This window comes from Frankia sp. CpI1-P (genome assembly GCF_001421075.1).
Lineage (GTDB): Bacteria > Actinomycetota > Actinomycetes > Frankiales > Frankiaceae > Frankia > Frankia torreyi.
In genome coordinates this window covers 174,724-189,234 of the sequence record NZ_LJJX01000008.1, presented here as the reverse complement: position 1 = coordinate 189,234, position 14,511 = coordinate 174,724, and the positions used below count along the sequence as shown (strand labels likewise).

At 71.4% G+C, this 14,511-nt stretch carries 8 protein-coding genes, 3 tRNA genes and 13 pseudogenes; 12 read left to right on the top strand and 12 right to left on the bottom strand.

What is annotated here, in order from left to right; genetic code table 11:
• Positions 1-200: 200 nt before the first annotated feature.
• The 3 genes from rpmG to FF86_RS08065 form a co-directional block, all read right to left on the bottom strand.
• Positions 201-332: a 50S ribosomal protein L33 gene (rpmG, locus tag FF86_RS08075; RefSeq protein ID WP_070131962.1), complete on the bottom strand. Its 132-nt coding sequence runs from the start codon at positions 330-332 to the stop codon at positions 201-203.
• Between the two features lie 130 nt (positions 333-462).
• A tRNA-Met gene (locus FF86_RS08070) sits at positions 463-536 on the bottom strand.
• Between the two features lie 101 nt (positions 537-637).
• Positions 638-713: transfer RNA gene (locus FF86_RS08065), tRNA-Thr, on the bottom strand.
• 390 nt (positions 714-1,103) lie between these two features.
• Between FF86_RS08065 and FF86_RS43195 the strand changes: the two are divergent.
• The 3 genes and pseudogenes from FF86_RS43195 to FF86_RS08055 form a co-directional block, all read left to right on the top strand.
• Positions 1,104-1,871 (top strand): annotated as a pseudogene (locus FF86_RS43195) (glycoside hydrolase family 25 protein); the annotation flags it as partial.
• 1 nt (position 1,872) lies between these two features.
• Positions 1,873-2,639 (top strand): GH25 family lysozyme (locus FF86_RS43190; protein WP_304438107.1); only part of this gene is annotated, 767 nt, incomplete at its 5' end.
• Between the two features lie 431 nt (positions 2,640-3,070).
• Positions 3,071-3,475: pseudogene (locus FF86_RS08055) on the top strand (hypothetical protein); the annotation flags it as partial.
• On the opposite strand, the gene FF86_RS08050 reads toward FF86_RS08055, so the two are convergent.
• Positions 3,465-3,929, bottom strand: a complete 465-nt coding sequence (locus tag FF86_RS08050; RefSeq protein ID WP_044885140.1) for a gamma-glutamylcyclotransferase family protein — start codon at positions 3,927-3,929, stop codon at positions 3,465-3,467. The pseudogene FF86_RS08055 and the gene FF86_RS08050 overlap by 11 nt on opposite strands.
• Positions 3,930-4,067: 138 nt before the next feature.
• On the opposite strand from FF86_RS08050, the pseudogene FF86_RS43185 reads away from it, so the two are divergent.
• Positions 4,068-4,303: pseudogene (locus tag FF86_RS43185) on the top strand (orotate phosphoribosyltransferase); the annotation flags it as partial.
• A 1-nt stretch (position 4,304) separates the two neighbouring features.
• A partial coding sequence (locus FF86_RS43180) for an orotate phosphoribosyltransferase (RefSeq protein WP_396229805.1) occupies positions 4,305-4,598 on the top strand: 294 nt, incomplete at its 5' end.
• A gap of 31 nt (positions 4,599-4,629) precedes the next feature.
• Here the strand turns inward: FF86_RS43180 and FF86_RS43175 are convergent.
• A pseudogene (locus FF86_RS43175) lies at positions 4,630-4,686 on the bottom strand (hypothetical protein); the annotation flags it as partial.
• 244 nt (positions 4,687-4,930) lie between these two features.
• Positions 4,931-5,012, bottom strand: a tRNA-Tyr gene (locus FF86_RS08035).
• A gap of 198 nt (positions 5,013-5,210) precedes the next feature.
• On the opposite strand from FF86_RS08035, the pseudogene FF86_RS43170 reads away from it, so the two are divergent.
• Positions 5,211-5,300 (top strand): annotated as a pseudogene (locus tag FF86_RS43170) (DUF520 family protein); the annotation flags it as partial.
• A 1-nt stretch (position 5,301) separates the two neighbouring features.
• The coding region (locus tag FF86_RS08030; RefSeq protein WP_242418373.1) for a YajQ family cyclic di-GMP-binding protein at positions 5,302-5,699 on the top strand (398 nt) is incomplete at its 5' end.
• A 219-nt stretch (positions 5,700-5,918) separates the two neighbouring features.
• On the opposite strand, the pseudogene FF86_RS62035 reads toward FF86_RS08030, so the two are convergent.
• From FF86_RS62035 to FF86_RS08020, 4 genes and pseudogenes are all read right to left on the bottom strand, one after another.
• Positions 5,919-5,977: pseudogene (locus tag FF86_RS62035) on the bottom strand (hypothetical protein); the annotation flags it as partial.
• A gap of 1 nt (position 5,978) precedes the next feature.
• Positions 5,979-6,343: pseudogene (locus tag FF86_RS43165) on the bottom strand (M48 family metalloprotease); the annotation flags it as partial.
• Position 6,344: 1 nt separating this feature from the next.
• Positions 6,345-6,719, bottom strand: a pseudogene (locus FF86_RS43160) (M48 family metalloprotease); the annotation flags it as partial.
• Between the two features lie 112 nt (positions 6,720-6,831).
• On the bottom strand, positions 6,832-7,812 hold the full coding sequence (locus FF86_RS08020; protein ID WP_082121853.1) for a Rossmann-like and DUF2520 domain-containing protein: 981 nt from the start codon (positions 7,810-7,812) through the stop codon (positions 6,832-6,834).
• Between the two features lie 567 nt (positions 7,813-8,379).
• Here FF86_RS08020 and FF86_RS43155 point away from each other — a divergent pair.
• From FF86_RS43155 to FF86_RS08010, 5 genes and pseudogenes are all read left to right on the top strand, one after another.
• Positions 8,380-8,713: pseudogene (locus FF86_RS43155) on the top strand (2-oxoacid:acceptor oxidoreductase family protein); the annotation flags it as partial.
• A 1-nt stretch (position 8,714) separates the two neighbouring features.
• A pseudogene (locus FF86_RS43150) lies at positions 8,715-8,900 on the top strand (hypothetical protein); the annotation flags it as partial.
• A 1-nt stretch (position 8,901) separates the two neighbouring features.
• Positions 8,902-9,116, top strand: a pseudogene (locus FF86_RS43145) (2-oxoglutarate ferredoxin oxidoreductase subunit alpha); the annotation flags it as partial.
• Position 9,117: 1 nt separating this feature from the next.
• A pseudogene (locus tag FF86_RS43140) lies at positions 9,118-10,098 on the top strand (2-oxoglutarate ferredoxin oxidoreductase subunit alpha); the annotation flags it as partial.
• Positions 10,099-10,177: 79 nt separating this feature from the next.
• On the top strand, positions 10,178-11,239 hold the full coding sequence (locus FF86_RS08010; protein WP_044885135.1) for a 2-oxoacid:ferredoxin oxidoreductase subunit beta: 1,062 nt from the start codon (positions 10,178-10,180) through the stop codon (positions 11,237-11,239).
• 1,945 nt (positions 11,240-13,184) lie between these two features.
• Here the strand turns inward: FF86_RS08010 and FF86_RS35605 are convergent.
• Both FF86_RS35605 and FF86_RS43135 read right to left on the bottom strand, forming a co-directional pair.
• Positions 13,185-13,664, bottom strand: coding sequence for a hypothetical protein (locus FF86_RS35605; protein WP_206778914.1), 480 nt, complete (start codon positions 13,662-13,664; stop codon positions 13,185-13,187).
• A 294-nt stretch (positions 13,665-13,958) separates the two neighbouring features.
• Positions 13,959-14,511 (bottom strand): annotated as a pseudogene (locus FF86_RS43135) (polyprenyl synthetase family protein); the annotation flags it as partial.

The following is a 14,511-nucleotide window of genomic DNA, read 5'->3' as shown; positions in this document are numbered from 1 at the left end:
TTCTAGGTATCACGCCGGTGCCCCAGGCATCACGCCGCCATCCCGGGCCCGCGACCAGGGCCGACGCAGGTGGGGCGAGCCAACACGCAAACAACCGGCCAGGGAGCTCCCTGGCCGGTTGTGATCCTGCGGTGTCTCGCGGAACCCCAACACGCGTCCGGCGGACGGCGGCGTGGCCGACACGGCGACGCCGGGCATCGTCAGCGGGTCTCGCGGTGCTCCGTGTGCTTGCCGCAGTTCGGGCAGAACTTCTTCAGCTCGAGGCGGTCCGGGTCGTTGCGCCGGTTCTTGCGGGTGATGTAGTTCCGGTGCTTACACACCTGGCACGCCATCGTGATCTTCGGGCGGACGTCAGTGGCGGCCACGGCGTGATGCCTCTTCCTGAGTCGAGTGCTGAACTGATCGGGCGACGCGGCAGGCCGCGAGCCCCTACAAGGGCTACGGCGCGCCGCTCCCCGATAGTAGCGGTGGCCGGACTTGAACCGGCGACACAGCGATTATGAGCCGCTTGCTCTGCCAGACTGAGCTACACCGCCAGGATGGTCCCCAGGATGCCCGGAGACACGACCACTAGCCTACCCGGGAGAACCGGCGGAACCGCCCATCCCGGACACNAACCTGCCCGAGGACCGGAACGTGGAGCCCCTTTACGGAATCGAACCGTAGACCTTCTCCTTACCATGGAGACGCTCTGCCGACTGAGCTAAAGGGGCGCGAGGTCGCGGTGCTCAGATTACACGACGCTGAGCGTGGTTGGGGAGGCACCCCCGTCCGCTTCGTCCCCGATCATGGCAGCGCCGCTCGGACCGGCCAGTCGGCGGCGACCACACGCCACCGGATGCGCGGAACATCCCCATCGCCAGCCTTGCCCCCTGGCACGCCGGCACGCCCAACCCGGCAGNCATTCCGACCGGAAGATGCGCAGATTGTCGACGGGAGCAACTGTCCGTAGCGAATAACTCGGGCCCCCCAACCTTCGATAGCTGTATGTAATTCCTTGAATGCTTAGCGTGTGNCTCACCCGTTGGTGCGCCCCGCCTGGCGCGGCCAACCGGCTCACGAGCCTCCCCGACCGTCGCCTCCCAAGCATCCGAGGGTTGCCCATGCGTTCCACGCATCGTCCTGGCCGGTATCCGACGACCCGCGGCACCGACGGCGACGCCGGCCCGGTCGGCATCCCGATCCGGCCCGGCACCCCGTTGCCGCCCGGCACGGTGTTCCCTCGACCCGACCGACTCGCGTCGGTGGCCGCCCAGGCCTCTGCCCACGTGCCGCCCCCCGCACCGAACCCGAGATCGATCCGCTCATCGGACCCCGTCCCGCTCCGCCGGGTGGACGCCGACTCCGTCCCCCGCCATCGGGGCTGGCCGGGCCGGCCGGGCCGGCCGGCGCTCGCGATCCCGCTGCCCCGGCAACTGCTCAGCATCGCCGCGCTCACCGCCGCCACGCTGACCATGTCCGGCACCGCCGGCGTGGCCCAGGGGGCGGCCCCTTCGCCGCTGTGGCCGCGCGGGGTCGACGTGGCCTCGTGGCAGCATCCAGGTGGCGGACCGATCGACTGGAACGCGGCTCGCGCCTCCGGCGTCAGCTTCGTGATCATCAAGGCCACCGAGGGACCGAACTACACCAACCCGTTCTTCGTGGCCGATCGCGACGCCGCCACCAGGGCCGGACTGGTGGTCGGCGCCTACCACTACGCCCGCCCGGCGCAGCCGCTGTCGACCGCAGTGGATCAGGCTCGCCATTTCATCGCCGTCAGCGGGCTGACGCGCACGGCCGGCCATCTCGCGCCCGTGCTGGACCTCGAGGACACCGGTGGACTCGACCCCAGGACACTCGCGGCCTGGACCCGGGCTTTCCTGGAGGAGGTCNAGTCCGCGACGGGCCGGGCCCCCATCCTCTACACCTACCGGTCGTTCTGGACCGGGAAGGTGGCGGACATCCACGACTTCGCGAAGTACCCGTTCTGGTTCGCGATCTACAACGACCAGGCGACCCCCGGCTGGCTACCCGGCGGCTGGCCGAACTGGGCACTGTGGCAGTACACCTCCGGCGGCACCGTGCCCGGGATCAGCGGCAGCGTGGACATGAACGTGCTGTGCTGCACGTCGACCGCGCTCGCCGCGCAGGCGGACGGCACCCACAGCGAGATCGAGAAGTGGCACGCGGCCGGCGGGCCGACCCGGGCCGCGCTCGGTGCCGCGGTCGGGGTCGAGAATCCCGCGGGCGGCGGGGGCCGTTGGCAGCAGTACGCCAACGGCCTGGCCTTCTGGTCCGTCGCCACCGGGGTGCACGCGCTGTACGGCCCGATCTCGACGAAGTACCTCGGCGTCGGCGGGTCGAACAGCTTCCTGCGCCGCCCGGTGAGCGACATCGAGATCGCCAGCGCGCCCGGCGCCCAGCAGGCCCGCTTTCAGGGCGGCTGGATCTACTGGCACCCCTCGACCGGCGCTCACGAGGTCCACGGCCGCATCCTGCAGACCTACCTGTCCCTCGGCGGCACGACGTCCAGCCTCGGCCTGCCCACGACCGACGAGTACTCGGTGCCGGGCGGGCGGGAGAGCACCTTCCAGCACGGCCGGCTGCACTGGGACGCCGCCACGAACAAGGTCACGACGCTGCCGGCCGCCCTCGGCTGACGGGACGCTGCGGGCCGCCCTCGGCTGAAGGGGTGACGTCGGGGCGGGGCGGGTATCGCATCTAAGCGGCGGACGGTAGTTGTCTGACTACCGGATGCACACCGGACCGCACGGTGTCGGTGTCGACCCGCCGCGACCACGAGGTCGTGCCCCACCCTGCCCCGGTGGCCCCCCTCATCGGGGGCATGGCGGTTCACCGGTCGGGCGAGGCGTCGGCGTCGAACGGGGAGGATCAGATGGCAGGAAATCGGGCGGTACGCCCGCTGAGCGGATGGCTCACCTTCGCCGCCGTGATCATGTTCATCGTCGGCTTCCACAACCTGATCTACGGCATCGCGGCTCTGAACGACTACACGGTGGTCGTGAACAACCTCAACGGCGGCACCAACGTGCTCTACGCCGACATCAATTTCTGGGGNTGGCTGTGGATNGCGGTCGGCGTCGTCGAGATGCTGATCGCCTACGGGATCTACATCCGCAACGACACTGCGCGCTGGGCCGGCATCGTGATCGCGGCGATCAACGCGATCGGCCAGCTTGCCTTCATGGCGGCGTTCCCGGTGTGGTCGGTCGTCATCATCGCGATCGACATCCTGGTGATCTACGCGCTGTGCACCTACGACACCGCCCGAACCCGCAGCGGCTACGAGGAGCCGTACCCGGGCGACCGAGCCGGCGTCGGTGAGGCCGCCGGCCGCGGCGCGGGCGTCGGCGGCCGCCACCCGGAGGCGGCGGGTGCCCAACCGGGCTCCGGCGGGTTCACCGGCCGTGGCCCGGGGGGCCCGGGCCGAACCGGGCGCGGCGACGACGGTCCCCCGCCCACCGTCACCGACTGAGCCGGGATCGCCAGGCAGCGCACCGCAGGACGTAGTCGCCGAGGTGCCCGTCCGCGAACGTGCGGGCGTCCCAGTCATCGTCGGTCGCCTCGGCGGCGTCCAGCCAGAGATAGGCGGCCGCTTGGCGCCCGTCGGCCAGGGCGAGCGGGGCGGCCTCGTAGGCCGAGCCCTCGAAGGCGTCGAGCACGGCTCGTTCCCGCGGATCGAGGCCGACGAGCACCCGGCCCGCGACCGGCGCCTCGTCCCTGGCCACCCGGCGTACCAGCCCCGGGTAGAGGCGGTCGCGCAGCCGGGCGGCCCGCCACCCGGGGGCGGCGGCGGACTCCATCGGCGGCACCCGGCCGATCAGCGTCGAGACCACCTCGGGAAACATCAGCGTCCCGTAGACGAATAGCAGTGCACCGGGGCCGTCCGCCGGGACCGGCGGGCGGCGCTCGGCGGCGGATCGCGACATGGCATCACCGTAGCCCCGGTTGCGCAGCGGATGTCCCGATGCGCCAGGTGTGGGCGGCCGGCGGACGGGACCGGCGATCGTGGTGTTCCGCGCGACCGCGCCGCGCCGCCCGGCCTCAGCCCCCTAGAGTGCACTGACGTGAGCGACAACGCGGCGCTGGCCGCCCGGGTCCGGGCCGCCTCCCATCTGACCGGCACCTTCCTGCTCCGGTCGGGCAGGACGAGCACCGAGTACTTCGACAAGTACCTGTTCGAGGCCGACCCGGAGCTACTCGCCGCGATCGTCGACGGCCTGACCGGGCTGATTCCGCCGGGCACCGAGGTCCTGGCCGGGCTCGAACTCGGTGGCGTCCCCCTGGCCACCCTGCTCTCCCANCGCACCGGCCTGCCCGCGCGGTTCGTGCGCAAGAAGGCCAAGGAGTACGGCACCCGGCGGATAGCCGAGGGCGGCGAGGTCTCCGGCCGCCGCGTCGTCCTGGTCGAGGACGTCGTCACCTCCGGCGGCGCCGTGCTCGACGCGACGAAGGTGCTGCGCGACGACGGCGCGATCGTCGAGGACGTGCTCTGCGTGATCGACCGCGGTGAGGGCGGCCGGGAACGGCTGGCCGAGCTCGGCCTGACCCTGCGTCCGTTGCTGACCCGCGCCGAGCTGGACGCCGCCGCCCCCTGAGCGACCGGGTCCGCGGCCGCGCGGCACCGGCGAGGATGTCCCAGATCGGCGTGTCGACCCAGCCCGGGGAGACGGCGTTGACCCGGATCGGCGCCAGCCTGACGGCGAGCGCCGCGGCGATCGATGCCAGCGCCCCGTTGATACCTGCGACTGATACCTGCGACGAGTGCCCCGCCGGCGCTCGGCCGGTGGGCGGCGATCCCGAAGGTGAAGGTGATCAAGCCGATCGGCAGCGGTCATGATCGGCCGGGAACCGCCGGGAAAACCACGCAGGCCCTGGAGAGGTCTCCAGGGCCTGCGTCACAACATGATCCGGGCCGTAGCCGGGCCAGTGGCAGGTGATGGATTCGAACCATCGTAGGCTGAGCCGACGGTTTTACAGACCGTTCCCTTTGGCCGCTCGGGCAACCTGCCTTCGTAGAGGAGCATACCGGTCCCGCCGGACCACCGGGACGGTGGACCGTCCCGCACGGCTGTCGTCGATCGAATACAACGGCGAGTGGCCACCCCCCGAGGCGGGTACCGCCCCTGATGACCACGTACGGTGCCTGACTCGACACCACCCGCTCGGCCAGACATCCCCGCACCGAACCGAACTGGAGGTCCGCGCACGTGGCAGACCCGTCCTTCGACATCGTCAGCAAAGTCGACGCACAGGAGATAGACAACGCCGTCAACCAGACAGCCAAGGAGATCCGGACCNGCTTCGACTTCCGCGACACGGGCGCATCGGCCGCCCTGTCCGGCGAGTCGATTCTGCTCGTAGCGAACACCGACGAGCGGGTCAAGGCGGTGCTCGATGTCCTGCAGGAGAAGTTCGTCAAGCGCGGCATCTCGCTCAAGGCGCTGTCGTTCGACGAGCCCAAGCCCTCGGGTAAGGAGTTCCGCCTGTCGGTGACCGTCCAGCAGGGCATCTCGGACGACAAGGCCCGGGCGATCGCCAAGAAGATCCGGACGGATGGCCCCAAGGGGGTGCAGGCCCAGATTCAGGGCGACCAGCTCCGGGTCACCGGGAAGAAGCGGGACGACCTGCAGCGGGTGATCCAGCTACTGAAGGCCGAGGACTTCGAGGTCCCGCTCCAGTTCGTCAACTACCGCTGAGGCCCGTACCCAGAAACGGCGCACCCCGCCCGATGGGGGGTTTCGGGCGGGGTGCCTGCGGCGGAACCTGGGGGGTTCGCTCCGCCGCTGTCGTGGCCGTGGAACGACTAGGTTCCCGGCTACCGTCCCGCGGTACGCGGTCGACGGTACGAGCTTACTCTGAGTCGTCCACTGTAATACGGTGATGCCACTGCGGACAACACTGCTGTCAGTTGCCCGTCAGCGATACGGATTCATACGCGCGAGCTGTTCCAGCCGGGCGATTCGCTCGTTCATGGNCGGATGGGTCGAGAACAGCCGGCCGACCCCGCCGCCGCGGAACGGGTTGGCAATCATCAGCGCGGCCGCTGGACCCAGCTTCGAGTTCTGCGGCAGCGGCCGAGCGGAGGTGCCCGCCTCCAGCTTGCGCAGCGCGCTGGCCAGCCCGAGCGGATCGCCGGTGAGCGTCGCGCCCGACTCGTCGGCCTGGTACTCCCGGGAGCGGCTGATGGCAAGCTGGATGATCGACGCCGCGACCGGACCCAGAATCATCAGCAGCAGCAGCTCGAAGATGCCCGGGCCGTTCTCCTCGTCCCGCCCGCCGAAGATGGCCAGGAACTGGGCCATGTTCGCCAGGTACACGATGACGCTGGCGAGGGCGCCGGNGACCGAGGCGATGAGGATGTCGCGGTTGTACACATGGCTGAGTTCATGCCCGAGGACGCCGCGCAGCTCGCGATCGTCCATCAGGTCCATGATGCCCTCGGTGCAGCAGACCGCCGCGTTTCCCGGATTGCGGCCGGTGGCGAAGGCGTTGGGCGAGCCGGTCGGGCTCAGGTACAGCCGCGGCATCGGCATGCGGGCATTGCGGGCGAGCTCCGCGACGATGGCGTAGAGCCGCGGCTGTTCGACCTGGGTGACCGGATAGGCCCGCATCGCCCGCAGGGCGATGCGATCCGAGAAGAAGTAGGAGAAGCCGTTCATCGCGAGCGCGAGCACCAGCGCGATGAGCAGCCCACCCCGCCCGAACAGGGACCCCACNAGCAGGATCGCGGCGGAGAGCACGCCCAGCAGCAGCGCGGTCTTCAGACCGTTGAGGTGGCGGTGTGGCATGGCGATCCGGTGTCCGTCCTGTCGAGCCGGTACGGGCTGTTCAACGCGGGGACTGCGCATCAACGTTCCCGTCCGCCGTGTGGCCGACCGCACCCGCGCGCAGTCGGTCGGCCACGGGCGCATCGAGCAGGCCGGCCCGCTCCAGCCCCCCGGTGGTGTAGGCCATCAGTGCCCGGTAGACATCCGCGACGGCCGGATCCACGGCGTCCAGCGCCCGCAGATGGGCTCGGACGGTGCCGAGATCGCCCCGACGGACCGGGCCCGTGGCCGCCGGCCAGCCACCGGTGAGGGCGTTGTCCAGGGACGCCCGCAGCAGGGGGGCGAGGGCGACGCCCGGATCGGCGACGCCCGCCGCCGCGAGCGTCTCCCGGGCGGCCACGGTCAGGCTGGTCAGGAAGTTGCCACCGAGGACCAGCGCGGCGTGGTAAAGATCACGTCGACCGTCCTCGATCAGCAGCGGGACGCCGCCGACGTCGGCGACGAGCCCCCGGGCCCGGGCCTCGGCACCCGGGTCGGCGGTGATGCCGAACGACACGCCGGCGAACGCGTCGGGGTTCCGCACCGCGTCGGGCAGCGTCATGATCGGGTGCAGTGCCACCCTGACCGCGCCCACGGATGCGCCGGCGGCGAGCACGCCCAGCCCGTGCCGGCCGCTGAGGTGCGCGAGGATCTGCTCCGCCCGCACGGCGTCCGCGGCCACGAGCTCGGCCGTCACCGGCGCGATCGCGTCGTCCGGGACGGCGACGAGCAGCACCTCGGCCGCCCGCAGCCACGGCGCCACCTGCGGCACTGCGCCGATCCGTGCGTCCGGGAACATGGCCGCCGCGCGTTCGCGGCCGAGGGGGGATCTGGTGGTCACCGCCACCACCGGGTGCCCCGCGGCGGCCAGGGCGAGGGCGACGGCGCTGCCGGCCCGACCCGCTCCGACGAGCCCGACCGTCTCCCGGCGTCCGCCATCGGGGGCTCGCTCCGGCCGTTCCAACGCCGGACTGGAGTGGGCCGGGCGGGGGCGCGAGGTCATGACTGCGATGCTGCTCTCCCGCCCGCGCGCCGGTCGCGATGGCACCTCGGCACCATCCGGCCAGTGCCTCGCGACCGATACGCTGCGTGGTGCGGCTCCCACCGCGGTGGCAACGGAAGATAGTGAGTCGCACACATGGAGTAATCGAAACAAAGTTGNGAATGTGTCTATTCGCCGACAGGCCGCCCGACCGGAGCTGTATGGAAAGCCGCCCGGAAGCGTATTGAATCCGTACCGCCCACACCCGTCAGGCGGGCGACGCATCCCGACCACCCGGACACGNATGGCAGCAGCCGGCCACCAGGACNGGGGCATACATACGCAGAGTCGACAGACAATCACTCTACGCCAGAACACACCGAGATCAACAAATTCGGGTCTGATCGTCGGGCCACCGCGTGCGATCGGTCGGCCCGGCACGCCGCACGCGTCCCATTGCTACAGCCGGTAGGCTGGTGTGGTACCCGAGGAGGTTACTGAAGGTGTCTGAGCAGGTCAGGGAGAGGGAGACCCGCCGGCTCGACCGGGTGGTCGTGCGCTTTGCGGGCGACTCCGGCGACGGTATGNAGCTCACCGGAGAGCAGTTCACCAGCGAGACGGCCACGTTCGGCAACGACCTGTCGACGCTCCCGGACTTTCCCGCCGAAATCCGTGCCCCAGCCGGCACCCCGGCCGGTGTATCCGGATTCCAACTACATTTTTCCGATCACGACATCCTCACCCCGGGTGACGCACCGGACGTCCTGGTTGCGATGAATCCCGCCGCGTTGAAGGCGAACCTCAAGGACCTGCCTCCCGGTGCGAATCTCATCGTCAACACGGACGCGTTCACGGGCGGAAACCTCAAGAAGGCGGGTTATGCGACAGACCCGCTGACGGACGGCACGCTCGACCCCTACTCNGTGCATCGGGTCCCCCTGACCTCGATGACCATCAACGCGGTGCACGCCGCGGAGGGGGTCGGCAGCGCGGTCAACAAGAAGGAGGCGGAGCGGGCGAAGAACATGTTCGCCCTGGGCCTCATGAGCTGGCTGTACCACCGTCCGACGGAGGGCACCGTCGGTTTCCTCGAGAAGAAGTTCGCGAAGNGGCCGGAGATCGCCGCAGCCAACATCGCGGCCTTCCGCGCCGGGTTCAACTACGGCGAGACCACGGAGTCCTTCACCGTCACCTACGAGGTGGCGCCGGCCCGGATGAGGTCCGGTACCTACCGGCGCATCACGGGCAACCTCGCCCTGTCCTACGGGCTCGTCGCGGCCGGCGAACTGACCGGCCTTCCGGTGTTCCTCGGGTCGTACCCGATCNCCCCCGCCTCCGACATCCTGCACGAGCTGAGCAAGCACAAGCGGTTCGGCGTGCGGACGTTCCAGGCGGAGGACGAGATCGCCGGGATCGGCGCCGCGCTGGGCGCGTCCTTCGGCGGCTCGCTGGGCATCACCACGACCTCGGGTCCCGGGGTCGCGCTCAAGAGCGAGACCATCGGTCTGGCGGTGAGCCTGGAGCTGCCGCTGGTCATCGTCGACATCCAGCGTGGCGGGCCGTCGACCGGGCTGCCGACCAAGACCGAGCAGGCCGACCTGCTGCAGGCGATGTTCGGCCGCAACGGCGAGGCCCCCGTGCCGATCGTGGCGCCCCGCTCGCCCGGGGACTGCTTCGACGCCGCGATCGAGGCCGCGCGGCTCGCGACGAAGTACCGCACGCCGGTGTTCCTGCTCTCCGACGGCTACCTCGCCAACGGCTCCGAGCCGTGGCTGCTGCCGAGGCGCGAGGAGCTGCCGGACCTGACGGTCGCCTTCACCACCGAGCCGAACCACACCGGGCCGAAGGGGCCGGAGTTCTGGCCCTACCTGCGCGACCCGGAGACCCTCGCCCGGCCGTGGGCGGTCCCCGGTACGCCGGGCCTCGAGCACCGCATCGGCGGCATCGAGAAGTCCGACGGGCAGGGGAACATCTCCTACGACCCGGCCAACCACGACCGGATGGTCCGCCTGCGCGCGGCCAAGGTCGCCGGCATCGCGAACGACATCCCCCCGCTGGAGGTGGAGGATCCCTCCGGGCAGGCGCGCGTGCTCGTGCTCGGCTGGGGCTCCACCTACGGCCCGATCGCAGCCGGCTGCCGGCGGGTCCGCGCCAAGGGCCTGCACGTCGCCCAGGCGCACCTGCGCCATCTCAACCCCTTCCCGGCCAACACCGGGGAGATCCTGCGGTCGTATGACAAGGTGCTGATCCCCGAGATGAACCTCGGCCAGTTGCGGACGCTGATCCGGGCCGAGTTCCTTGTCGATGNGATCGGCTACAACCAGGTCCGCGGGCTGNCGTTCAAGGCGGCGGAGCTGGCCGGCGTCTTGGAGGACGTGATCAACCAGTGACCGTCACGACGAACCACACCGGTATCAGCAATCGGCTGCTCGACCTGGTGCCGGCCGCCCCGGCCCAGCAGAGCCGCAAGGACTTCACCTCCGACCAGGAGGTGCGCTGGTGCCCGGGCTGCGGTGACTACGCCATCCTCGCCACCGTGCAGGGCTTCCTCCCCGAACTCGGGGTCGCCCGCGAGAACATCGCCTTCATCTCCGGAATCGGCTGCTCCTCGCGGTTCCCGTACTACCTGCAGACCTACGGGATGCACTCCATCCACGGTCGTGCGCCGGCGATCGCCACCGGCCTCGCCACCTCACGGCCGGACCTGTCGGTCTGGGTGGTCACCGGCGACGGCGACGCGCTGTCCATCGGCGGCAACCACCTGCTGCACGCGCTGCGCCGCAACGTCAACCTCAAGATCCTCATGTTCAACAACCGGATCTACGGTCTGACCAAGGGCCAGTACTCGCCCACCTCCGAGGTAGGCAAGATCACCAAGTCGACGCCGTTCGGCTCGCTGGACCGGCCGTACAACCCGGTGTCGCTGGCGCTCGGTGCGGAGGCCACCTTCGTCGGGCGGTCGATCGACTCCGACCGGGCGCACCTGACCTCGGTGCTGCGCGCCGCGGCGGAGCACCCGGGCACCGCGTTCGTCGAGATCTTCCAGAACTGCAACATCTTCAACGACGGCGCCTTCGACACGCTGAAGGACCGGTCGAGCCGCGACGACGTGACGTTGAAGCTGACCCACGGCGAGCCGCTCGTCTTCGGCGCCGAGGGCGACAAGGCGATCCGCCGCGCGGCGGACGGCAGCCTGGAGGTCGTGCCCGCCGGCAGCCCGGGCGTCCTCGTCCACGACGCCGCCGCGGCGGACCCGAGCCAGTCCTTTGCGCTGTCCCGGCTCACCGGCGACACACACGGGGTGACGCCCATCGGGATCTTCCGCAGCGTCGACGCGCCCACGTACGACGAGGCGCTCAACACGCAGATCAGCGACGCTCGGGCCCGGCAGGGCGAGGGCGACCTGATGTCGCTGATCTCCGGTGGGGAGACCTGGACCATCGACTGATCCAGGTATGGCCGTCCGGGTCTGGTCGGCCACCACCGGCCGGTACCCGCCGGTCGACCGCCCTGCACGACCCGGGAACCCGCCGGACCGGCCGGACCACTCGGTCAGTCGAGCGGTCCGGTTGATTAACCAGCCGGCATGAAGGCCGGGGCGCGCGCATCGACGCCGCCCCGGCCTTTCGGCGTTCTGGGGATCCCCCGGGGGCACCCGAACGGCCGTCCAGGGGACCAGCGGGGGACCCCGAAAGCGGCAGCCAGAACCCGCCCGCCGAACAATCAGCCGCCGTCCCGACGTCCCGCCGGCGCGACGTCCCGCCGGCCGGCAGCCCGACGAGCCTCGGCGCGAACCGCCCGGCCTGTCCCCCGGCCATGGCCTGCCCGCAAGGCAGGCTGGCGGGCGGCCACGGCGGCCAGAACCCGGCCCGCTGGGGTCCGATGGGGCACGGCCATGCCGGAGGAATGAGGCGCGGAGCGGTCTGACGACGCCGTTCCGGCCACGGACCATCCCCCCTCGCACTAACAATTAACTAGTTACTTCGGATAAGTCCGGTATTTGCCGCTCCGACCAGGTCGGGTAAGGTCAGATTGCGCGTGGGGGTGCCGTGTGGCCCGGGGGGGCTCACAACACCAATGCAGCCGGAGGCGTAGTGCGGGGTCATCGAGCCCTCAGCCCGCGGTCCGCGGCCAGTCCGCGTTCGTCGGTGGGCACCGACCATGCCGCCGAGGCGGCCTGTTTGCAACTGCCCTGTTCTCGGGCGGGCCATGCCCGACCGGCCGGGTCCGAGGCGCTGCTGCCCGCCGGGGGCCGCCGTGGGTAGCCACTCCGCCGGCCGGCACTCCCGGGGTGCCGCCCCGCGCCGCCCAGCCGTCCCGTCCCCGATCGGCCTCGACGACCGCGCCTACGCCCCGACGCCCCCCACCGGGACCGTCGCGGCCTGGGACACCTCGGACCGCTCGGGCTGGTACGGCCCCGGGCCCTCCTCGACCCCGCGGCGGATCCCGCCGCGACCCCCGTTCGCCCCGCCCGGCGAGCTCGACACCCTTACCGGCCCGCTGTCGGTCAGCACCACCGCCCGCCAGGCCCGACAGTCCGCACCCGCCTGGGATGACCACCTGGCGGACGGGCCGCGGCGTGGCTGGCCGAGACACGGCCGATTCGCCACCGGCGGTCAGTTCGACAACGACCACCAGTACGACAACGGCCAGTACGACAACGACCAGTACGAGGCCGACCCGTTCGAGGGCGGTCCGCATGGCGAGAGCCGATTCGACGGCGACGGGGTGGAGGACGGCCGGTTCTACGCGGACGACCGGNTCGACGACGACCGGTACGACGCGGACGATCAGTATGAAACAGGCAACCGGCACGACTCGGACGACTGGTACGACGTCGAAGACGGATTCGACGCGGAGGATCGTTTCCGCGCCGGCCGGTTCTCGGACACGGGCTTCGGCGCTGACCGGTTCACCGCGGACGACCGGTTCGACGAGGACAACCAGTTCGACGAGGACAACCAGTTCGACGACGACCGGTGGTCGGACTTCCCGGCACACGACGCGCCCTCCTGGGAGCAGGGCTCCCGGTTCGCCGCCTCCTCACGGCTGCTGAGCCCCTCCTTCGGCGCATCCTTCACCGCCAGCCGGATGCCGACCACCAGCCGGCCGCCTGCCGCCGGCCGGAGGCCCACCGGCCCCCGCCGCAGCGGGCCGGCGTCGGCGGCCGCGCGGAACCTCGCGCCGGCCGAGCGTGTCACGGGTGCCCACCGGGCTCCGATCCGGCGCGGCAACGGGCGGGTGCGCCTGGCCGCCGCCGGCACTGCCTCGCTGGCCGGGCTGTCGGCGCTGGTCGCCGGGGTGGCTTTCGGGGGCGATGGGGNGGGCGGCGCAGCGGTCCCGAACGCCGGTGAGGCATCGCGGATCCAGTACACCGGCACGGAGACCCTCGCCTACGGTGCGTCGCAGACCCAGGCGTCGCGAGACCGCACGCAGAGCTCGCCGCCGCGGGCCGAGCTTGCGCCGAGCGCCGACAGGGCGGGCACCGGGACCGGCGGGTCCAGCGCATCGGGGTCGAGTGCCGTCACCACGGTCGCGCTGGGCCCCACCACCGCCCCGATTCCGATCATCTCTCTGACCCCGCGCGACCAGCCGACGACCGGGCCGACCGACCTACGCTCCCTCGCGCCGAGCGCCGGCACCGTGACGGGCACCTCCGCCACGGCGACCCCGACCACCACGGCGACCTCGTCGGCGTCCGACGGCGGAGCCACCAGCCCGGCCGCGAGCCCGTCGGCCACTCCGAGCGCCACCTCGTCCCCCGGCACCGGTGCGCTGCCGTTCCATCCGGTCGATGTGGAGCCGCTGCTCGGCTCCTGGTTCAGCGCCCCGTCCTCGACCTCCTCGACCGCCACCACGTCGTCGGCGTCCACGTCGTCCGGGGTTCCGGCTCAGCGGTCCAGCAGCACGCCGAGCGCGTCCCAGACCGCCCACTGATCGCCCCCGCCGGCCCCGGAGGCGGCCGCCACTCCGCCGGAACGCCCGCTTCCTGTCCCGGAACACGGCGTCCGCCTCCGGCGCGGCAACGGCCCTGCGCCGGAGGCGATCGGTCGGCCGACCTCGGGCCGACGGGGGCGGAGTATCAGCCGCGCGGCCGGGCCAGGTCGCGCGGGTAGGCCAGTCCCGCAGGTGGGCCGGTTGCGGGGGCGCCGGCGTGGCCGGGGGCGTCAGCCGGTGCGGTCGATGACGAAGTCGGCGAGGGACTCCAGGGCCGCCTTCGCCCCGTTGTCCGGCAGCGGAGCCAGGCATTCCCGGGCGCGGGTCGACCAGGTGACGAGCTCCCGGCGGGCCCTGGCCATCCCCTCGTGCGCGCGCAGCAGCTCGATCGCCTCCGCGACGCCTTCCTCCGGGTTCCCACCCCCGGCGGCGAAGTCCGAGTTGATGAGCTCCCGAAGCCGGGCGGCGGGCCGGTCGTCGGCCTGCAGCGCGTAGAGCACCGGCAGGGTGGGGATGCCCTCCCGCAGGTCCGTGCCGGGGGTCTTGCCGGAGTCGGCCGGGTCGGAGGCGACGTCGATGATGTCGTCGGAGAGCTGGAAGGCCACCCCGAACAGTTCCCCGAAGGTTGCCAGGGTGTCGACGGTGAGCGGGTCCGCGCCGGCGAGCATCGCACCGAGGCGGCCGGAGGTGGCGATCAGCGAGGCGGTCTTCTCCGTGACCACCCGCAGGTAGTGCTCGACCGGGTCCTGGTCGGGGGCGGGGCCGACGGTCTCGCGGATCTGG

Coding starts and splice junctions, on each gene's coding strand:
- rpmG (WP_070131962.1), bottom strand. CDS start 332: ATGGCGTGCCAGGTGTGTAAGCACCGGAACTACATCACCCGCAAGAAC.
- FF86_RS08020 (WP_082121853.1), bottom strand. CDS start 7,812: ATGACCTCGCGCCCCCGCCCGGCCCACTCCAGTCCGGCGTTGGAACGG.
- FF86_RS08050 (WP_044885140.1), bottom strand. CDS start 3,929: ATGTCGCGATCCGCCGCCGAGCGCCGCCCGCCGGTCCCGGCGGACGGC.